Here is an 18,753-nt window from a genome sequence, read left to right as displayed (position 1 = left end):
TCGCGCCTGCTGCGCGGTGCGATGCACATCACATTCCGGGGAGTCACTGCATGTCTGCGTACGACCGTTTCATCGAAGATGCCGCTACACGCCTGGAGCTGGGCCATCGCACCCGCTGGGTGGTGGAGGTCATCAGCGTCTGGATAGCCTCCCATCACCGGGGCCTGGACGGTCTTCAGCAGCGGTTTGAACAGGCAGGCCTGGCCTCCCGTTTTCATTCCTGGCGGCAACCGGCAGCGTTGCGGCTGCCCATCGTCGCCAGTGAGCTCGAACGCGCGCTGGGCGCGCACACGCTGGCCATGATCGCGCACCGCTGTGGCATGTCACCCGGTGCTTTCAGGGTGGTCGCCTGCCATCTTCTGCCCGGGGTGGTCACACTGATGGATGCGCCCGGCGGCCTGGTGCCTTCCCCCCATGTCCATCGCAGCATCGCCGGCCCATCGCCCCGGCGCATGACCGGCACGGTGCCATCGCGCGCGATGTATGGGATGGCCGTGCGCAGCCTGTTGTGGCTGCTGGCCATCTTCGTTGTCCTTGGCCTCACCACCTGGCTGCAGCTGAAGGCCCGCACGCCCCTGTGGACGGTGCCGGACATTCCACTCGAACACGACGCATACCTGTCCCTGCAGCAGCACGGCACACAGATGCGGGTGCACGGCAACCTGCCCACCGAAGGGGATCGTCGGCGTATCTGGAGCGCGCTGTTGGCGGTACACGGCCGGCAGAACGTGCAGGGCGGGATAACGCTGGACCCACGCGCGCGCGCGCCGCGCTGGCTGGATCGCCTGATTGCCGATCTTCCGCAGCTGCAGGGCGATGGGCTGCGGCTGGAATTCGCCGGGTCGCAGCTGCGCATCGACACCTCGCAGATGGAGGACGCGCAGCGGCTGGCCATCTCGCACAGGTTGCGCCAGGACTTCCCGGCACTGGACATGACGGGCCTGTGGGGACCGGGACTGGCTGCGCTGGCGCAGCTGCCGGCGCAGGCCGATGCCACACAGCGGATTGAAGCGCTGAACCGGACCACCCTGAAGTTCCACGCCGGCACCGCCACGCTCACCGGCGACTCGCGGCAGACGATCGGCGCCGTTGCCTCCGCCCTGCGTGCTGTCCCGGCCGGTGCACGCGTAGAGGTCGCTGCGCACACCGACAGCGCCGGTTCGGCCACAACCAACCAGCAGCTCAGCCAGTTGCGTGCCGAGGCCGTAGCCCAGGCACTGCAGGAACAAGGGGTGGGCTCGGCCGCACTGGTTCCCACCGGCTACGGGCAGGAGCAGCCGATCGCCGACAACCGCAGCGACCACGGGCGTGCGCTGAATCGACGCATCAGCTACCGGCTGCTTGAGTGAGCCAGCCGAAGGGGCGCACTCAGTCCAGGAAACGCGCGGGCTGCTCCGGTGCCGGCATAAGGCAGGCGTCATGCCGTCCGAACCAGCGGTAACGGTTGCGGGCCAGCACCCGATACGCCGCATCACGCCAGCGCTGCGGTAGCGCACGCAGCACTCCGCTCAGGCGCCAGGCGCCGCCCAACCCGGCCAGCACGCGCAGGATCGCGTCGGTGTCGGTCCATGCGCCCTGCGCATCCAGCAGCAGGAATGACCTGGGGTCCTGCGGATCCAGTCCATGCGCGCGCAGCAGCGCACTGCCCCGGGCGCCCTGCATCGCCGCGAAACGATAGCGCCCCTTGCGGTCGAAACGCAGCAGGAAGCGCACCCACCGGTTGCACAGCGCGCAGACACCGTCGAACACGATCACCGCGCCGGGGGCGGCGGCATCACTGCGGTTCGAGCCAGCCTTCATAGCGGATCAGGGCTCCTGCCCAGGGCAAGGTCACATCAACCCGGAAAGTGTAACGCTGCCCCTGCCCCGCTTCGCGGCAGCGCACGCCGCCAAACCAGCGCCTGGGCAGCGGCAGCAGCCCGAAGGCCCACACCCGGCGCACCGACCAATCGATGCCGCCCTCGCGGGCCTGCAAATCGAACTCGAAACGCACCGCGCCCAGCTGCTCACGCAGATGGCCTTCGTGCGCCCACAGCCGCGACACCATCGGCCAGCGGCCGAAGCGGCGTGCCCAGCGCTCGCCCTGCCCGTGTGCGCTGAACACGACTTCGGTCGGCAGTGCCTCGCCTTCCCTCGGCAACTGCGCCAGGGCGGCCAGCAGCGGCACCAGCCAGTGCCGTCCGCGCTCGATCCGCGCCTGCCCCACGTAGCGGAAGGGCAGCGCAGCGGTGTGCAGTGCCTGTACCGGCGCCGCCAGGGTGGCAAAGGCCGGCCCCAGCACGCGCGCGAACAGCGGCGTGCTCAGCGCGCGATCCAGGCCAGCGTCGCCATGCGCCCGGTGCGACGGTCGCGCCGGTGCGAGTACAGGTCCGGGTCGGCCATGGTCGACACCGTGCCGCCATACACCTGCGCCGGGTCCATGCCGGCGGCCTGCAGCCGCTGGCGGGCCAGGGCGAACAGGTCCACCTTCCAGTGCCCGGGCCGGGTCGCCACGAAAGCCGCCTCCGCAGCCGAGTCATGCCCGACAAAGGCGTGGAAGACCTCTTCGCCGATCTCGTAGTCTGCCGGCCCGGCAGCCGGGCCCAGCCAGGCCCGCAACTGCGCTGGTGGTGTCTGCAGGGCGGCCACGGTGGCCTCCAGCATGCCGTCGGCCAGGCCCCGCCAGCCGGCATGGGCCGCGCCGATCTCGCTGCCGTCAGTGGCCGCGAACACCACCGGCAGGCAGTCGGCGGTCAGGATCGCCAGCACCACGCCCGGCACCGACGTCACCGCGGCGTCGGCCACCGGCTCGCTCGTTCCTTCCACCGGTGGTGCGTTGAAGCGCAACACGGTACTGCTGTGCACCTGGCGCAGCCAATGCGGCGCGGACGGCAGCGCCAGTCCCTGCTGCAGCAGCTGGCGGTTGTGCTCGACATTGGCCGGGGTATCGCCATCGGCCGCGTGCCGGTTGCCCAGGTTGAACTGCGCGAACGGCGCCGGCGAGATGCCCGCGCCATGCCGGCGCGTGGTCAACGCATGGACGCCTGCTGGCGCTGGCCAGTCGGCCTGCAGCAACGGCAGCGCGGCCGCCATCACCAGCGGTCCCGCTCGCGCGCGGCGAAGGCTTCGCTGTCGTCGCGCAGCACCTTCATCAGGTGCAGCATGTCTTCCGGCACCGGCGCGGTGTTGCGCACCGGCTCACCGGTGATCGGGTGGGTGAACTCCAGGGTTTCGGCATGCAGGGCCTGGCGCTTGAAGCCACGCAGCGCGGCCACCAGCTCGTCGCTGGCGCCCTTGGGCAGCTTCAGCGCGCCGCCGTACAGCGGGTCGCCGATGATCGGGTGGCGCACGTGCGCCATGTGCACGCGGATCTGATGGGTACGGCCGGTTTCCAGGCGGCACTCCAGCGCGGTGTGCGCACGGAAGCGCTCGCGCAGGCGGTAATGGGTGATCGCTTCCTTGCCGTCCTCGCGCACGGCCATCTTCAGGCGGTCGCGCGGGTGGCGGTCGATCGGCGCATCGGCCGTGCCGCCGGCCACCAGTGCACCCATCACGATGGCCAGGTACTGGCGGTGCACGTCGCGTGCGGCCAACTGCTCGACCAGCGCGGTCTGCGCCTCCAGGGTCTTGGCCACCACCATCACGCCGCTGGTGTCCTTGTCCAGGCGGTGCACGATGCCGGCGCGCGGCAGCACCGCCACCGACGGGTCGCGGAACAGCAGGGCATTGACCAGGGTGCCGCTGTGGTTGCCCGCGCCCGGGTGGACCACCAGCCCGACCGGCTTGTTGATCACCAGCAGGTGCTCGTCCTCGAACAGCACGTCCAGCGGGATGTCCTCCGGCTGGGCGTCGGTCTGGGTCTCGAGTACCACCGTGAGGGTGACCACCTCGCCGCCGCGCAGCGGGTCGCGCGGGCGCACCTGGGCGCCATCCAGCAGGACGTCGCCCGCCTTGATCCACTCGGTCAGGCGCGAGCGCGAGTATTCGGGGAACAGTTCGGCCACGACGGCGTCGAAACGACGGCCGGCAGCGGTGTCGGGGACGATGGCCTGGCGGGCCGATTCAGAGGGTTGTTCAGACATGGCAGGGGGCATTCTTTGAAATTTTGGGGTCCCGGCGGCCGGTTTCAGTCGCTGGACAGGACACTAGGCTATCATCGACCCTTCGTATTCCAGCCGCGTCCCGCCTCGACCCCATGATCCGACGCTCCGCCATGCTCTCTGCGCCCGTCCGCCTCACCGCCCTGCTGCTGGTGCTGGTCATCGCCGCCACCGGCTGCCACCGTGGCGCCAAGAAGGGCGATCGCCCCGATGAAGGGACGCCGGTCGAACAGTTGTACGAGAAGAGCCACAAGCTGATGCAGGGTGGCAACTGGAGCGGTGCTGAGACCAGCTTCCGCCGCCTGGTGGCCCAGTATCCGTACGGTCCCTATACCGAGCAGGCGATGATCGAAACCGCCTACGCCCAGTACAAGGCCGGCAAGCACGACGATGCGGTGTCCAGCATCGACCGCTTCATCCGTACCTACCCGACCCACCGCAACATCGCGTACCTGTACTACCTGCGCGGTCTTGCCAACTCCAACCGCAGTACGGTTTTCCTGCGCCGCGTATGGTCGCTGGACGCCAGCCGCCGCGATCTGTCCACGCCGCACCAGGCGTATTCGGACTTCAACATCGTGGTCGACCGCTACCCGAACAGCCGCTACGCCGCCGATGCGCGCAGCCGCATGCTGGAGCTGCGTGACGTGTTTGCCCAGCATGAGCTGGACAACGCCCTGTACTACATGCGCCGCGGCGCCTGGGTCTCGGCGGCCGGCCGCGCCAACTACCTGCTGGAAACCTACCCGCAGAGCGCGTTCCAGTACGATGCCGTCGCTGTACTGGCCGATTCCTACACCCACCTGGGCAACAAGACCCTGGCCGATGACGCGCGCCGCGTCCTGCAGCTGAACCAGCCGGACCACCCGTGGCTGGAAGGCAAGTGGCCGAAGTACCCGTGGATGATCCGCAAGCTGAACCCGTTCGCCGGCGAGAAGTCCGCCAGCACCGGCCAGCGCAACGCGCGACTGGAAAAGAAATAAGAGAAAGGGCCCCGCAAGGGGCCCTCTTCTTTTGTAGCGGTAGTGCCGGCCGCTGGCCGGCAACCCGATGGCCTGTCTGAGGGTCATGGAACAGCCGGCCAGCGGCCGGCTCCACCCATCGGCCGGGCCACGCCCGGCGCGCCTGCCTCAGCCCTTGTAGCCGTTGCTGATCGGGTAGCGACGCTCACGGCCGAAGGCGCGGCGCGAGACCTTCGGCCCCGGCGCGGCCTGGTGCCGCTTCCACTCGCTGATGCGCACCAGGCGCAGCACGCGGTCGACCACGGCCGCATCGTAGCCGGCCGCCACGATCTCCCCGCGCGACTGCTCCTGATCGATGTAGCGGTACAGGATGCCGTCCAGCACGTCGTAGGCCGGCAGCGAATCCTGGTCCAGCTGGTTCTCGCGCAGCTCGGCCGACGGCGGGCGGCTGATCACCGCCGGCGGGATCACCGGCGCGCCACCCACGGTATTGCGCCACTTGGACAGGCCGAACACCTCGGTCTTGTACAGGTCCTTCAGCGGCGCATAGCCCCCGCACATGTCGCCGTAGATGGTGGCGTAGCCCACCGCGTACTCGCTCTTGTTGCCGGTGGTCAGCAGCAGTCCGCCGAACTTGTTGGCCAGCGCCATCAGGATCACGCCGCGGCTGCGCGACTGCAGGTTCTCCTCGGTCACGTCCGGCGTGGTGCCTTCGAACATCGGCGCCAGCGATTCCATCAGGCCCTTGAACGCCGGCTCGATCGACACCGCGTCCAGCTTCACCCCCAGCGCCTGGCACTGCTCGGCGGCCAGGTCGTTGGACAGGCCAGCGGTATAGCGCGACGGCAGGCGCACGGCGGTTACGTTCTCCGCGCCCATCGCATCCACCGCCATGGCCAGCACCAGGGCCGAGTCGATGCCGCCGGACAGGCCCAGCCACACCTTCTTGAAGCCGTTCTTGCGGCAGTAGTCCTGGATGCCGCGCGTCACCGCACGCCAGGCCAGCGCATCCATGCTCTCGTCGCCGTCGTCCATCCACACGTGCGGCAGGAACCGACGGCTCTGGCCGTCGTAGTCCACCACCAGCCATTGGTCGACGAAGGCAGCGGCCGCCGGGTGCACGGTGCCGTCGCCATCGGCCACCACCGAGGCGCCATCGAACACCAGCGCATCCTGCCCCCCCACCACGTTGAGGTAGGCGATCGCCGCCCCGCTCTCGCGGGTACGTGCGGCCAGTACCGCGTCGCGCTGGGCGTGCTTGCCCCGCTCGTACGGCGACGCGTTGGGTACCACCACCAGCTGCGCACCGGCGCGCACGGTGTCGGCCAGCGGTTCGGCGAACCACAGGTCCTCGCAGATCAGCAGTCCCACCGGAACGCCATTGACCTCGAACACGCAGCTGCCGCCGTCCGGGTCCACATCGAAGTAGCGACGCTCGTCGAATACCGCGTAGTTGGGCAGCTCGCGCTTGCGGTAGGTCTGCTCGACCAGGCCGTCGCGCAGCACGCTGGCGGCGTTGTAGACCACCGCGCCGGCGGCCTGCGGCCAACCGACCACGGCGGTGATGCCGCGGCAGGCGGCGGCAATGCGGCCCATCGCCTGCTCGCACTCGTACAGGAAGCCTGGGCGCAGCAGCAGGTCCTCCGGCGGGTAACCGCTCACGGCCAGCTCGGGGAACATCACCAGCTCGGCGCCGTACTCGTCGCGCGCCTGGCCGATCATCTCGATGATGCGCTCGGTATTGCCGGCGACATCGCCGACCGGGAAGTCGAACTGCGCCATCGCGATGCGGATCGAAGCCATGGGAATCCAGCCTGTGGTTGCAATGCGCCCATTGTAGCGCCGCACCGTGTACGCACCCTGCCCAGTAGATCCACGCCATGCGTGGATGGGGTTGGCCGGATGACCAGGACACCCGACGCAGAAAGGCCGCCCGAAGGCGGCCTTTCTGTTTCAAGCAGCCGGCCAGTGGCCGGCTCTACAGAATCGTCTGCCGGAGGCAGTCGATCTTATTTCACCAGCTTGGCGATGGCAGCGCCCAGGTCGCCCGGCGAACGCACGGTGACGACGCCAGCGGCTTCCATGGCGGCGAACTTGCCTTCCGCCGTGCCCTTGCCACCCGAAGCGATCGCACCGGCGTGGCCCATGCGCTTGCCGGCCGGAGCCGACGCACCGGCGATGAAACCGACGACCGGCTTCTTCACGTGGTTCTTGATGTACTCGGCACCGGCTTCTTCAGCATCACCGCCGATTTCGCCGACCATGATGATGCCTTCGGTCTGCGGGTCTTCGTTGAACAGCTTCAGGCAGTCGACGAAGTTCAGGCCGTTGATCGGGTCACCGCCGATGCCGATGCAGGTGGACTGGCCCAGGCCGACTTCGGTGGTCTGCTTGACCGCTTCATAGGTCAGGGTGCCCGAACGCGACACGATGCCGATCTTGCCCGGCTGGTGGATGTGGCCCGGCATGATGCCGATCTTGCACTCACCCGGGGTGATGACGCCCGGGCAGTTCGGCCCGATCAGCACGGTGTCCGGATGCGAACGGGTCAGCACGTTCTTGACGCGCAGCATGTCCAGCACCGGGATGCCTTCGGTGATGCAGACGATGACCTTGATGCCGGCAGCAGCGGCTTCCAGGATCGCGTCAGCAGCGTACGGCGGCGGCACGTAGATGACCGAAGCGTTGGCGCCGGTGCTCTGCACGGCGTCGGCAACGGTGTTGAAGACCGGCAGGTCGATATGGGTGGTGCCACCCTTGCCCGGGGTCACGCCGCCCACAACCTGGGTGCCGTACTCGATCATCTGAGTGGCGTGGAAGGTGCCCTGCTGGCCGGTGAAGCCCTGCACGATCACCTTGGTGTTCTTGTTGATCAAAACAGACATTGGAATTCCTTGGTGTCGGTATCAGGCGGCGTTCTTGACAGCTTCAACGATCTTCTTGGCGCCATCGTTGATGTTGTCAGCCGGGATGATGGCCATGCCGCTGTCGCGCAGCAGCTGCTTGCCTTCTTCCACGTTGGTGCCTTCCAGGCGCACCACGACCGGAACCTTGACGCCCACTTCCTTCACGGCGGCAATGATGCCTTCGGCAATCATGTCGCAGCGGACGATGCCGCCGAAGATGTTGACGAAGATGCCTTCGACCTTGTCCGAGGACAGGATCAGCTTGAAGGCTTCGATGACGCGCTGCTTGTTGGCACCGCCGCCCACGTCCAGGAAGTTCGCCGGCTCGCCGCCGTTGAGCTTGATGACGTCCATGGTGGCCATGGCCAGGCCGGCGCCGTTCACCATGCAGCCGATGTTGCCGTCCATGGTGACGTAGTTGATGTCCAGTTCCGAAGCGATCACTTCGGTCGGATCTTCCTGGGTCTTGTCGCGCATGGCGACCAGCGCCTTCTGACGGAACGCGGCGTTGTCGTCGCTGTCGAACTTGCCGTCCAGCGCGTACAGGTTGCCGTCGTCCAGGATGGCCAGCGGGTTGATTTCAACCAGGGCCAGGTCCTTTTCGTTGAACAGGCGGTACAGGTTCACCATGATGCTGGCGAACTGGCCGGCCTGCTTGGCGGTCAGGCCCAGCTTGAAGCCGAAATCACGGCCGTGGTAACCCTGCACGCCTTCGACGAAGTCGACGTTCAGCGAGTGGATCAGCTCCGGGGTTTCAGCCGCAACCTGCTCGATTTCCACGCCGCCTTCCGAAGAGGCGATGTAGGTGATGGTCTTGGTGCCACGGTCGACCAGCACCGACAGGTACAGTTCCTTGACGATCTCGCCGGCGGTGGTCACCAGCACCAGGTTGACCGGCAGTTCAACGCCAGCGGTCTGGTAGGTGGCCATCTTGGTGCCGAGCATCTTGGCCGCAGCGGCCTTCACGTCGTCGGTGGTCTTGCAGAACTTGACGCCGCCAGCCTTACCGCGGCCGCCAGCGTGGATCTGCGCCTTGACCATCCAGGGGCCCTGGCCCAGGGAGTTGGCAGCGGCAACCGCTTCGTCCGGGGTCGCAGCGACCTTGCCGGCCGGGACCGGGATGCCGTACTCGGCAAGCAGTTGTTTTGACTGGTATTCGTGGAAATTCATGCGTCACCGTGGGAATAGGAACGACCGCACGCAATTCCTCAGGGCCCCGGCGGGGCGCCGGCATGGACCGCGGCGGGCCCACTATTGTGGCCGAGCCAGCGCCGGGGCGCAAAGAAGTCTGTACAAAACGCCAGACCTGGCCAGATTTCCACCGTCATTCAGGCAGTTGCGCCGGGCCCGGCACTGGCCACCGGTGTCCGCGGCCGGCCAATTGCGCGATCCGGGCCACGCCCACGGCGCGCTTTGCGGGGCCCTATACTGGTCAGCCAGGGTGTGCAGCGTCGAGCCTGCTCGACCGCTTCCACCACGGCCACATAGAAGCGACGCGCCGGCCCGGCTTCAGGGGACGCCGGACCGGTGCATCGCAGATTCCAGACCCAGGCAGCCAGAAGGGGAGTTCCGGCGTGTCACCCAGTGCTTCATTGATCGACCGCATCGAATCGATCCCGCGGCGTGAGCTGTATTTCTTCGCGCTGTACAGGGTGCTGATCGCAACCGTCATCGCCGCCCTGCTCTACAGCCCCTTGTCCGGCCTGGTCGGCGAGGCCCATCACCCGCGGCTGGCCGATGTGGTTGCGGTCATCTATCTGGCGTTGTCGTTGCTGGCCCTGGTGATCGGCCGCAACGAACGCTGGCTGCGGCCGATCGTGGTCAGCGGCGTGCTGGTGGACATCGTTGCCGCCACCCTGCTGTCACATGCCCTGCCCGGTGCCAGCGCCGGCATCTCGATGTCGCTGCTGTTCAACATCGCCGCCGCCGCCACCCTGCTGCCACTCAGCCTGGGCCTGGGCCTGGCCCTGACCGCCAGCCTGGCCACCGGCGTCGAGTACACCTGGAAGCTGCTGGAAGGTGGCGACCCCACCCGCACCCTGGCCGAGCTGGCGATGTTCACCACCAGCTACCTGGCGCTGGCCTTCATCAGCTACCAGGTCGGCAACCGCGCCCGGCGCAACCAGCAGCTGGCCAACCAGCGCGGCGACGAAGTAGCCAACCTGTTCCAGATCAACGAACTGATCATCCGCCGCATGCGCACCGGCGTGCTGGTGGTGGACGCCGACAACCGCATCACCCTGGCCAACGAGGCCGCCTCGATGCTGCTGGGCGACAATGACGGCAACGGCGAGAGCGGGCGCCTGGACCTGGCCAGCGCCGCGCCGGAACTGACCCGCCGCCTGCAGCGCTGGCGCAACGGCTGGGCGCAGGACGAACTGCCGCTGCAGCTCAATCCCGACCAGCCGGAAGTGCAGCCGCGCTTCGCCCGCCTGCTGGCCGGCAGCGACCTCGCCCTGGTGTTCCTGGACGATTCCAGCGTGGTGTCCCGCCGCGCCGAATCGCTCACCCTGTCAGCGATGGGCCGCTTCTCGGCCAGCCTCGCCCACGAGATCCGCAACCCGCTGGCGGCCATCAACTACGCCGTGCAGCTGCTCGAGGAAGGTACCGGCTTCAACGAAAGCGACCGCCGCCTGCTGCAGATCATCCGCCAGCAATGCCAGCGCACCAACGGCATCGTCGAAAGCGTGCTGGGGCTGGCCCGGCGCGAGCGCGCCACGCCCGAGAACGTGGACCTGGCCGCCTTCGTGCGCCGCTTCGTGCTGGAGTACAAGCAGGGGCAGACGCTGGAAACGGACAGCATCGAACCGATCATCAATGACACCGCGGTGATGGCCCAGGTCGATACCCGCCACCTGTACCAGGTGCTGACCGTGCTGGTGCACAACGCGCTCAAGTACGGGCGCATCGGCCAGCAGCCGGCGCGGGTGCGCCTGCGCGTGGCCCAGCACGAGCGCAGCGCGGTGATCGACGTGATGGACCGCGGCCCGGGCATTCCCGAGAGCGTGGCCGCGCAGTTGTTCCGCCCGTTCTTCACCACCTCCGAGCACGGCACTGGCCTGGGCCTGTATATCGCCCGCGAGCTGTGCCGGGCCAACCAGGCGCGGCTCGACTACATTCCGGTGCCGGCCGGTGGCTCCTGCTTCCGCCTGGTGCTGCCCGGTCCGCACACGCTGTTGCCCTCCTGATTCCGATTCCGTGCGTCAAACATTTGTCGCTTCCAGCCCCCTCGTTTATCTTTCACGCCCATGAACGAAACCCGCAGCGCCCTCGTCGTCGACGACGAACGCGACATCCGCGAACTGCTGGTGCTGACCCTCGGCCGCATGGGGCTGCGCATCAGTACCGCCGCCAACCTGGCCGAAGCACGTGAACTGCTGGCCAGCAATCCGTATGACCTGTGCATCACCGACATGCGCTTGCCGGATGGCAACGGCATCGAACTGGTCAGCGAGATCGCCCAGCACTACCCGCGCACGCCGGTGGCGATGATCACCGCCTTCGGCAGCATGGATCTGGCGGTGGAAGCGCTGAAGGCCGGCGCCTTCGACTTCGTCAGCAAGCCGGTGGACATCTCGGTGCTGCGCGGCCTGGTCAAGCACGCACTGGAACTCAACAACACCGAACGCCCCGCGCCCGGCCCCAGTGCCGAACAGGGTGCGCGCCTGCTTGGCGATTCGCCGGCCATGGACGTGCTGCGCACCACCATCGGCAAGGTTGCGCGCAGCCAGGCGCCGGTCTACATCCTGGGCGAGTCCGGGGTGGGCAAGGAGCTGGTCGCGCGCACCATCCACGCCCAGGGTGCGCGTGCGGCCGGCCCATTCGTGCCGGTCAACTGCGGCGCCATTCCCGGCGAGCTGATGGAGAGTGAATTCTTCGGCCATCGCAAGGGCAGTTTCAGCGGCGCGCACGCCGACAAGCCGGGCCTGTTCCAGGCTGCCCATGGCGGCACCCTGTTCCTGGACGAAGTGGCCGAACTGCCGCTGCAGATGCAGGTGAAGCTGCTGCGTGCGATCCAGGAAAAATCGGTGCGCGCGGTCGGTGCGCCCAACGAGGAACCGGTGGACGTGCGGATTCTCTCGGCCACCCACCGCGACCTGGCGGAACTGGTCGAGGACGGGCGCTTCCGCCACGACCTGTACTACCGCATCAACGTGATCGAACTGAAGGTACCGCCGCTGCGTGAGCGCCGCCAGGACCTACCGGAACTGGCCGCGGCGGTGCTGGCGCGGCTGGCCCGCAGCCATGGCCGTGCCACCCCGCTGCTGGCGCCCTCGGCACTCGAGGCGCTGGCCCAGTACGCCTTCCCCGGCAATGTGCGCGAACTGGAGAACATCCTGGAACGTGCGCTGGCATTGGCCGAGGAAGACTGCATCGGTGCCGATGACCTGCGCCTGCCGCAGCACGCGCCGCGCGCGCCGGGCAGTGCCGCCCCCGCTGAGGCGGTGGCCGACCTGCAGCCGGGCAGCGCCGCCCTGCCCTCCTACATCGAGCAGCTCGAGCGCAGCGCCATCCAGCGTGCGCTGGAAGAAAACCGCTGGAACAAGACCCGCACCGCCGCGCAGCTGGGCATCACCTTCCGTGCGCTGCGCTACAAGCTGAAGAAGCTGGGAATGGAGTAGAGCCGGGACCACCCAATCCCGATCACGAACGCAGGCCCAAGCGGTAGTGCCGGCCGCTGGCCGGCAACCTCATGCATCGCGGCATCCACGCATGGCGTGGACCTACATCAATCCTTGGTGACGCGATTGATCTCGGCCAGGCTGGTAATGCCCGCAGCCGCCTTCTTCAATGCCGACTGCCGCAGATCATTCACGCCAATCTGCTGCGCCGCTTCGGCAATCTGCAGCGCGTTGCCACCGGCCAGCACGATCGTGGCGATCTCATCGGTCATCGGCATCACCTGGTAGATGCCGGTGCGGCCCTTGTAGCCCTCGGTGCACTCGTCGCAACCGACCGCCTCGTACAACTGGATGCCTGCATCCAGCTGCGCCTGGGTGAAGCCCTCGGCCAGCAGCGCATGCTCGGGCAGCGTGGCCAGGCGCTTGCAGTTGCCACACAGGCGGCGCGCCAGGCGCTGGGCGATCACCAGCGTCACCGAGCTGGTGATGTTGTACGGCGCGATGCCCATGTTCATCAGGCGCGCGATGGTCTGCGGCGCATCGTTGGTATGCAACGTTGACAGCACCATGTGGCCGGTCTGCGCCGCCTTGATCGCGATCTCCGCCGTTTCCAGGTCGCGGATTTCGCCGACCATGATGATGTCCGGGTCCTGGCGCAGGAACGAGCGCAGCGCAGCGGCGAAGGTCATGCCGCGCTTGTTGTTCTGCTGCACCTGGTTGACGCCGGGCAGGCGGATTTCCACCGGGTCTTCGGCGGTGGAGATGTTGCGCGTCTCGTCGTTGAGGATGCCCAACGCCGTATACAGCGACACGGTCTTGCCCGAGCCGGTCGGGCCGGTCACCAGCACCATGCCGTAGGGCTTGTGGATGGCATCCTGGAACAGCTTCTGCTGGTCCGGCTCGTAGCCCAGCTTGTCGATGCCCAGCTTGGCCGCACTGCCATCCAGGATACGCAGCACTACCTTCTCGCCGAACAGGGTCGGCAGCGTGCTCACGCGGAAGTCGATCTGCTTGGTCTTGGACAGGTTGAGCTTGATGCGGCCGTCCTGCGGCACGCGCTTCTCGGCGATGTCCAGCTGCGCCATCACCTTCAGGCGCGCGGCGATGCGCTGGTTCAGCTTCACCGGCGCGCGCGCCACCATCTTCAGCAACCCGTCGATGCGCAGGCGCACGCGGTAGTCGTCTTCATAGGGCTCGAAGTGGATGTCCGAGGCGCCCTTGCGGATAGCATCGACCAGCACCTTGTTGACGAACTTCACCACCGGGGTGTCATCGCCCTTGGCATCGATGCCGGAATCACCGCCGGTTCCCAGGTCCTCGTCACCCGCCGCTACATCCAGGTTGCCCATGCCCTCGTCGTCACCACCCAGCGCGTCACCGAGCGTGTCGTGGCTGGCATGCCATTGCTCCAGCGTGCGACGGATCTGGTCTTCATCCACCAGGATCGGTTCCACCACCAGATTGGTGTGGAACTTGATCTCATCCAACGAGTGGGTCGGGTTGCTGGTGCCGACGAACAGCTTGCCGCCGCGTTTGAACAGCGGCAGCACGTTGTGCTTGCGCAGCAGTTCCTCGCTGACCAGGCTCATCGCGTTCTGGCTGGCGTCGAAGGTGGAGACATCGAACAGCGGCATGCCGAACTCGACCGCATTGGCCGCGGCCAGCTGCGCGGCACCGACCACCCTGTTCTGGGCGAACCAGGTCGGCAGGGGCTGGCGTGCGGCGGCAGCCTTGGCCATGGCATCGCGCGCGCCCGCTTCATCCAGGGCGCCGTCCTGGACCAGGCGGCGGGCCAGGCCGGTGATGCCGACGAGGTTGGCGGTGGTTACAGCATTCATATGAATCCTTGGCTCATGGGTCTGGCGGTACCACGCACCTTCCAGAGGCGCAGCACCGGGCAGCAGAACCTGCCACGGCCCCGTGACCGTCGGCATTGCCCATCCATAAGCAACACTGCCATGCCTGAACCTTCCGGCCCGGCAGGCATGATCCTGACTCCCCCGGGCATGATAGCCCCGTCAACGACCCGCCAACATCCCATTGGCGGGCCGGATTTCACTCAACAGCCTGCCGGACGATACCGCGCTTCGAAGGCACTGCCATCGCAGCTCCAGATGCCATCCGCCGCACGGCGGAGGATCAGATCCTTGCCCTGCACCGCGCTACCACCTTGCAGCGTGCAGGTGATGCTGCCGATACCCGCACTGTCCAGCTTCGCTTCGATCGTCGGGCAACGCTGTGTCGGCACCAGGCCGATATAGGCTGCCGTTACAACGCTGGCATCCCTGCTGTCTTGGGCCACGTGTTCCATGGTGGTTTTCCCGGGACGCACATCTGCCAACGCTGCGCCAACCTGTGCCTTGGCCATGTAGTCCTGATAGAGAGGAACAGCAATTGCGGCAAGAATCGCAATGATCGCGACGACGATCATCAATTCAATGAGGGTGAATCCCTCTTGATCTGGATGTTTCATGACGAGTCTGTCCCCAAAACAGATTGTCAAAGCTTCAACTTCAGGCACGAAAGCCGCACGCTGCAGCCCCCATAAACAAGAGCCCCGCATCGCGGGGCTCCTGTACGTGTGACTGATGGCGAGCCGATTACGGCGCCTTAGCCTCATTGCAGCCACCCGGAATGTACTTGGCATCCAGAGTGCTGGCAGTGCAGGACCAAGTGCCATCCGCAGCACGAGCCAGGACCAGCGAGCCCTTGGCAACCTTTGCATTACCAGCAAGCGCGCAGGTGATGGAAGCGGTGCCAGCTGCAGAATCACCATCAACGGTAATGGTGCAACGATCCGAGTTCTTCAGGCCAAGCTGAGCTGCAGACTTGTCGAAAGGCTTGCCTTCGTTCAGCAGAACTTCGGCCTGGGTCTTGCCCGGGGTGATTTCGGCGAGACCGGCGGTGGCCTGCGACTTGGCCACGTAGTCCTGGTACATCGGCAGAGCGATGGCGGCCAGGATGGCGATGATCGCGACGACGATCATCAGTTCGATAAGGGTGAAGCCCTTCTGGTTCTTCATTGTGGTACATCCCCAAGATAGTGGTGGTTGATTTCAGTTGACAGGTTCGGTCCGGCCAGCGGCCGGTTGAGCGGGTCCTGCCCCCTGCGGGTGGATCAACGCAGGTTGCGTGCCAACCCCGGCACGCCTCCCCCTGGATTTCCCCGCGCCCATGATGGCAGTAATTCTGCGGATGGGAACCCCCCATATCCGAATCTGCGATGGACGCGGCAATGTGACGCAGTGCGTCACCTTTGGCCGGCCCCCGGCACGAAATCGCACGCTGGGCCGCCCTCCAGCTGCCCAGACGGCCATGAACCGGCTACCATCGACGGCTAGACGCCCGCTGGGGATGGCGGGTCTTGGGGAGCCTATATGTCTGTCAGTGGCAGTGCGATCAAGAAGGAGCCCGTGGCGCGCAGCACCACGGAGCTGCAGCCGTTTGTCTGGGAGGGGACCGACAAACGCGGAGTGAAGATGAAGGGCGAGCAGATGGCAAAGAACGCCAATCTGCTCAGGGCCGAACTACGCCGACAGGGCATCAACCCGGGCCAGGTCAAGGTCAAGCCCAAACCGCTTTTCGGTGCGGCAGGCAGCAGGATATCGCCGAAGGACATCGCCTTCTTCAGCCGCCAGATGGCGACCATGATGAAATCCGGCGTGCCGATCGTATCGGCGCTGGACATCATCGGCAGCGGGCACAAGAACCCGCGCATGAAGAAAATGGTGGACTCGCTCCGCACCGATATCGAAGGCGGCTCGTCGCTCTACGAGGCGGTCAGCAAGCACCCGGTGCAGTTCGATGAGCTGTACCGGAATCTGGTCAAGGCCGGTGAAGGCGCCGGTGTACTGGAGACGGTGCTTGATACCGTCGCTACCTACAAAGAGAACATCGAAGCCCTAAAGGGCAAGATCCGCAAGGCGATGTTCTACCCGGCCATGGTGCTGGCAGTCGCACTGATCGTCAGCGGCATCCTGCTGGTGTGGGTCGTGCCGCAGTTCGAAGACGTGTTCAAGGGCTTCGGCGCGGACCTGCCGGCCTTCACGCAGATGATCGTCAACCTGTCCCGGTTCATGGTGTCGTGGTGGTGGCTGATACTCATCGTCATCATCGGCTCCATCTTCGGCTTCATCGCCGCCTACAAGCGCTCGCCCAAACTGCAGCACAACATGGACCGACTGGTCCTGAAGGTACCGGTGATCGGGCAGCTGATGCACAACAGTGCCATCGCGCGCTTTGCCCGCACCACCGCCGTCACCTTCAAGGCAGGCGTCCCGCTGGTGGAGGCCCTGGGCATCGTGGCCGGCGCCACCGGCAATACGGTGTACGAGGAGGCCGTGCTGCGCATGCGAGACGATGTCTCGGTGGGCTACCCCGTGAATGTGGCGATGAAGCAGCGCAACCTGTTCCCGCACATGGTCATCCAGATGACCGGCATCGGCGAAGAGGCCGGCGCCCTGGATGCGATGCTGTTCAAGGTGGCCGAGTACTATGAGCAGGAGGTCAACAATGCCGTTGACGCCCTGAGCAGCCTGCTGGAACCGATCATCATGGTGATCATTGGTACCATCGTCGGCGGCATGGTCATCGGCATGTACCTGCCGATCTTCAAGCTCGCTTCCGTCGTCGGATAACACATACATGGCTTTTCTCGACCAGCATCCCGGCCTCGGCTACCCCGCCGCGGCCGCCCTGGGACTGCTGCTGGGCAGTTTCCTGAACGTCGTCATCCTGCGCCTGCCCAAGCGGCTGGAGTGGCAGTGGAAGCGCGATGCGCGCGAGGTCCTGGAGGAACCGGACTACTACGAGCCGCCCCCACCGGGCATCGTGGTCGAGCCTTCGCACTGCCCGCACTGCAAGCACAAGCTGAGCTGGTACGAGAACATCCCCCTGTTCAGCTGGATCATCCAGGGCGGCAAGTGCCGCCACTGCAAGGCGCCGATCTCGCTGCAGTACCCGCTGGTGGAGGCCATGACTTCCCTGCTGGTGCTGGCCTGCGTCTGGCAGTTCGGCTTCGGCTGGCAGGGCTTCGGTGCCATCGTGCTGACCTGCTTCCTGATCGCCCTGTCCGGCATCGACCTGCGCACCCAGTTGTTGCCGGACCAGTTGACCCTGCCCCTGATGTGGCTGGGGCTGATAGGCAGCATCGACAACCTGTACATGCCGGCCAAGCCTGCTCTGATCGGCGCAGCGCTGGGCTATCTGTCGCTTTGGGCGGTCTGGTGGCTGTTCAAGCAGCTGACCGGCAAGGAAGGCATGGGCCACGGCGACTTCAAACTGCTGGCGGCACTGGGTGCCTGGTGCGGGCTGAAGGGCATCCTACCGATCATCCTGCTGTCCTCGGTGCTGGGTGCCATCATCGGCTCGATCTGGCTGTACAGCCGGGGCCGTGACCGCGCCACGCCCATCCCGTTCGGGCCCTACCTGGCCATCGCCGGCTGGCTGTACTTCATGTGGGGCGGGCCGTTGGTGGAGCAGTATCTGGTCCTGAGCGGCCTGCGCTGAGGGGATTCCCCATGAGCCGGTATGTGGTTGGCCTGACCGGAGGCATCGCCGCCGGCAAGAGCGAGGTGACCCGGCGCTTCGAGGCGCTCGGCATCGTGGTGGCCGATGCCGACCTGGCCGCGCGCGCCGTGGTGGCCGCCGGCAGCCCGGCGCTGGGCCGCATCGCCGAACGTTTCGGCGCTGACATGCTGCTGGCCGACGGCAACCTGGACCGGGCGCGCCTGCGCGCCCACGTCTTCGCCGACCCGGCCGAACGGGTGGCGCTGGAAGCCATCACCCACCCCGCCATCCGCCTGCTGATGCAACAGCAGTGCGAGCAGGCCGCCAGCCCCTATGCGATTGCCGCCATTCCACTGCTGACCGAGGTTGGCGGGCGGCAGGCCTACCCGTGGTTGGACCGGGTACTGCTGGTGGATGCCCCCGAGGCCGTGCAGCACGCACGGCTGATGCAGCGCGATGGTATCGACGCCGCACTGGCTGACCGGATGATTGCTGCGCAGGCCAGCCGTGCGCAGCGGTTGGCGCTGGCCGATGACGTGGTGGTCAACGATGGGCGGCCGGAGGATCTGCAGGTGCAGGTGGAACAGCTGCATGCGCGGTATCTGGGCTTGGCCGCGGGCTGAGACCTGGCTGCCGGCCAGCGGCCGGCACTACCGAAGCGCGTCCACGCATCGCG

Annotated in this window: 17 protein-coding genes; 7 read left to right on the top strand and 10 right to left on the bottom strand. The window is 66.6% G+C overall.

What is annotated here, in order from left to right; translation table 11 throughout:
• Positions 1–50: 50 nt before the first annotated feature.
• Complete coding sequence (locus SSKA14_RS23000; protein ID WP_008265838.1) at positions 51–1,349, top strand: OmpA family protein; 1,299 nt, start codon at positions 51–53, stop codon at positions 1,347–1,349.
• Between the two features lie 19 nt (positions 1,350–1,368).
• Here the strand turns inward: SSKA14_RS23000 and SSKA14_RS07130 are convergent, their stop codons facing one another.
• From SSKA14_RS07130 to rluD, 4 genes are read right to left on the bottom strand one after another with little or no spacing between them, the layout of a single operon-like run.
• The gene (locus SSKA14_RS07130; protein ID WP_008265349.1) at positions 1,369–1,800 is read right to left on the bottom strand and encodes a thiol-disulfide oxidoreductase DCC family protein; all 432 of its coding nucleotides are present in this window, start codon (positions 1,798–1,800) and stop codon (positions 1,369–1,371) included.
• Positions 1,775–2,281, bottom strand: a complete 507-nt coding sequence (locus SSKA14_RS07125) for a DUF4166 domain-containing protein (RefSeq protein WP_008267991.1) — start codon at positions 2,279–2,281, stop codon at positions 1,775–1,777. Before SSKA14_RS07125 ends, SSKA14_RS07130 begins: the two co-directional genes overlap by 26 nt.
• Positions 2,282–2,301: 20 nt before the next feature.
• The gene (pgeF, locus tag SSKA14_RS07120) at positions 2,302–3,072 is read right to left on the bottom strand and encodes a peptidoglycan editing factor PgeF (RefSeq protein WP_008266573.1); all 771 of its coding nucleotides are present in this window, start codon (positions 3,070–3,072) and stop codon (positions 2,302–2,304) included.
• A complete protein-coding gene (rluD, locus tag SSKA14_RS07115) occupies positions 3,072–4,061 on the bottom strand; it encodes a 23S rRNA pseudouridine(1911/1915/1917) synthase RluD (RefSeq protein WP_008267489.1) in 990 nt (329 codons plus the stop codon). Before rluD ends, pgeF begins: the two co-directional genes overlap by 1 nt.
• 113 nt (positions 4,062–4,174) lie before the next feature.
• Between rluD and SSKA14_RS07110 the strand changes: the two genes are divergently transcribed.
• A complete protein-coding gene (locus SSKA14_RS07110; protein WP_004154436.1) occupies positions 4,175–5,062 on the top strand; it encodes an outer membrane protein assembly factor BamD in 888 nt (295 codons plus the stop codon).
• A 147-nt stretch (positions 5,063–5,209) separates the two neighbouring features.
• On the opposite strand, the gene SSKA14_RS07105 is transcribed toward SSKA14_RS07110, so the two are convergent.
• The 3 genes from SSKA14_RS07105 to sucC all read right to left on the bottom strand — a co-directional run bounded on the left by SSKA14_RS07105 (position 5,210) and on the right by sucC (position 9,117).
• The gene (locus SSKA14_RS07105) at positions 5,210–6,844 is read right to left on the bottom strand and encodes an NAD+ synthase (protein ID WP_008264628.1); all 1,635 of its coding nucleotides are present in this window, start codon (positions 6,842–6,844) and stop codon (positions 5,210–5,212) included.
• Between the two features lie 206 nt (positions 6,845–7,050).
• Positions 7,051–7,926, bottom strand: a complete 876-nt coding sequence (sucD, locus tag SSKA14_RS07100) for a succinate--CoA ligase subunit alpha (protein WP_005410793.1) — start codon at positions 7,924–7,926, stop codon at positions 7,051–7,053.
• Positions 7,927–7,947: 21 nt separating this feature from the next.
• A complete protein-coding gene (gene sucC, locus SSKA14_RS07095; protein WP_004154430.1) occupies positions 7,948–9,117 on the bottom strand; it encodes an ADP-forming succinate--CoA ligase subunit beta in 1,170 nt (389 codons plus the stop codon).
• Positions 9,118–9,521: 404 nt separating this feature from the next.
• On the opposite strand from sucC, the gene SSKA14_RS07090 reads away from it, so the two are divergent.
• On the top strand, positions 9,522–11,135 hold the full coding sequence (locus tag SSKA14_RS07090; protein WP_008267659.1) for an ATP-binding protein: 1,614 nt from the start codon (positions 9,522–9,524) through the stop codon (positions 11,133–11,135).
• Positions 11,136–11,195: 60 nt separating this feature from the next.
• Positions 11,196–12,569, top strand: coding sequence for a sigma-54 dependent transcriptional regulator (locus tag SSKA14_RS07085; RefSeq protein ID WP_008265059.1), 1,374 nt, complete (start codon positions 11,196–11,198; stop codon positions 12,567–12,569).
• A gap of 107 nt (positions 12,570–12,676) precedes the next feature.
• Here SSKA14_RS07085 and pilB read toward each other — a convergent pair whose 3' ends face one another.
• From pilB to SSKA14_RS07070, 3 genes are all read right to left on the bottom strand, one after another.
• Complete coding sequence (pilB, locus tag SSKA14_RS07080; protein ID WP_040007223.1) at positions 12,677–14,407, bottom strand: type IV-A pilus assembly ATPase PilB; 1,731 nt, start codon at positions 14,405–14,407, stop codon at positions 12,677–12,679.
• A gap of 221 nt (positions 14,408–14,628) precedes the next feature.
• Complete coding sequence (locus tag SSKA14_RS07075; protein WP_008265158.1) at positions 14,629–15,042, bottom strand: pilin; 414 nt, start codon at positions 15,040–15,042, stop codon at positions 14,629–14,631.
• A gap of 127 nt (positions 15,043–15,169) precedes the next feature.
• On the bottom strand, positions 15,170–15,592 hold the full coding sequence (locus tag SSKA14_RS07070; protein WP_008268066.1) for a pilin: 423 nt from the start codon (positions 15,590–15,592) through the stop codon (positions 15,170–15,172).
• Positions 15,593–15,946: 354 nt separating this feature from the next.
• Here SSKA14_RS07070 and SSKA14_RS07065 point away from each other — a divergent pair, with 354 nt between their 5' ends.
• Genes SSKA14_RS07065 through coaE form a run of 3 tightly spaced genes read left to right on the top strand, consistent with a single transcriptional unit; the run spans position 15,947 to position 18,700 of the window.
• A complete protein-coding gene (locus tag SSKA14_RS07065; RefSeq protein ID WP_040007221.1) occupies positions 15,947–17,206 on the top strand; it encodes a type II secretion system F family protein in 1,260 nt (419 codons plus the stop codon).
• 7 nt (positions 17,207–17,213) lie between these two features.
• Positions 17,214–18,077: an A24 family peptidase gene (locus tag SSKA14_RS07060; protein WP_008268831.1), complete on the top strand. Its 864-nt coding sequence runs from the start codon at positions 17,214–17,216 to the stop codon at positions 18,075–18,077.
• 11 nt (positions 18,078–18,088) lie between these two features.
• On the top strand, positions 18,089–18,700 hold the full coding sequence (gene coaE / locus SSKA14_RS07055; RefSeq protein WP_008266008.1) for a dephospho-CoA kinase: 612 nt from the start codon (positions 18,089–18,091) through the stop codon (positions 18,698–18,700).
• Positions 18,701–18,753: the final 53 nt, after the last annotated feature.

This window comes from Stenotrophomonas sp. SKA14, assembly GCF_000158575.1.
GTDB lineage: Bacteria > Pseudomonadota > Gammaproteobacteria > Xanthomonadales > Xanthomonadaceae > Stenotrophomonas > Stenotrophomonas forensis.
The sequence above is the reverse complement of the archived record's forward strand: the minus strand, read 5'-3'. Positions and strand labels throughout refer to the sequence as shown.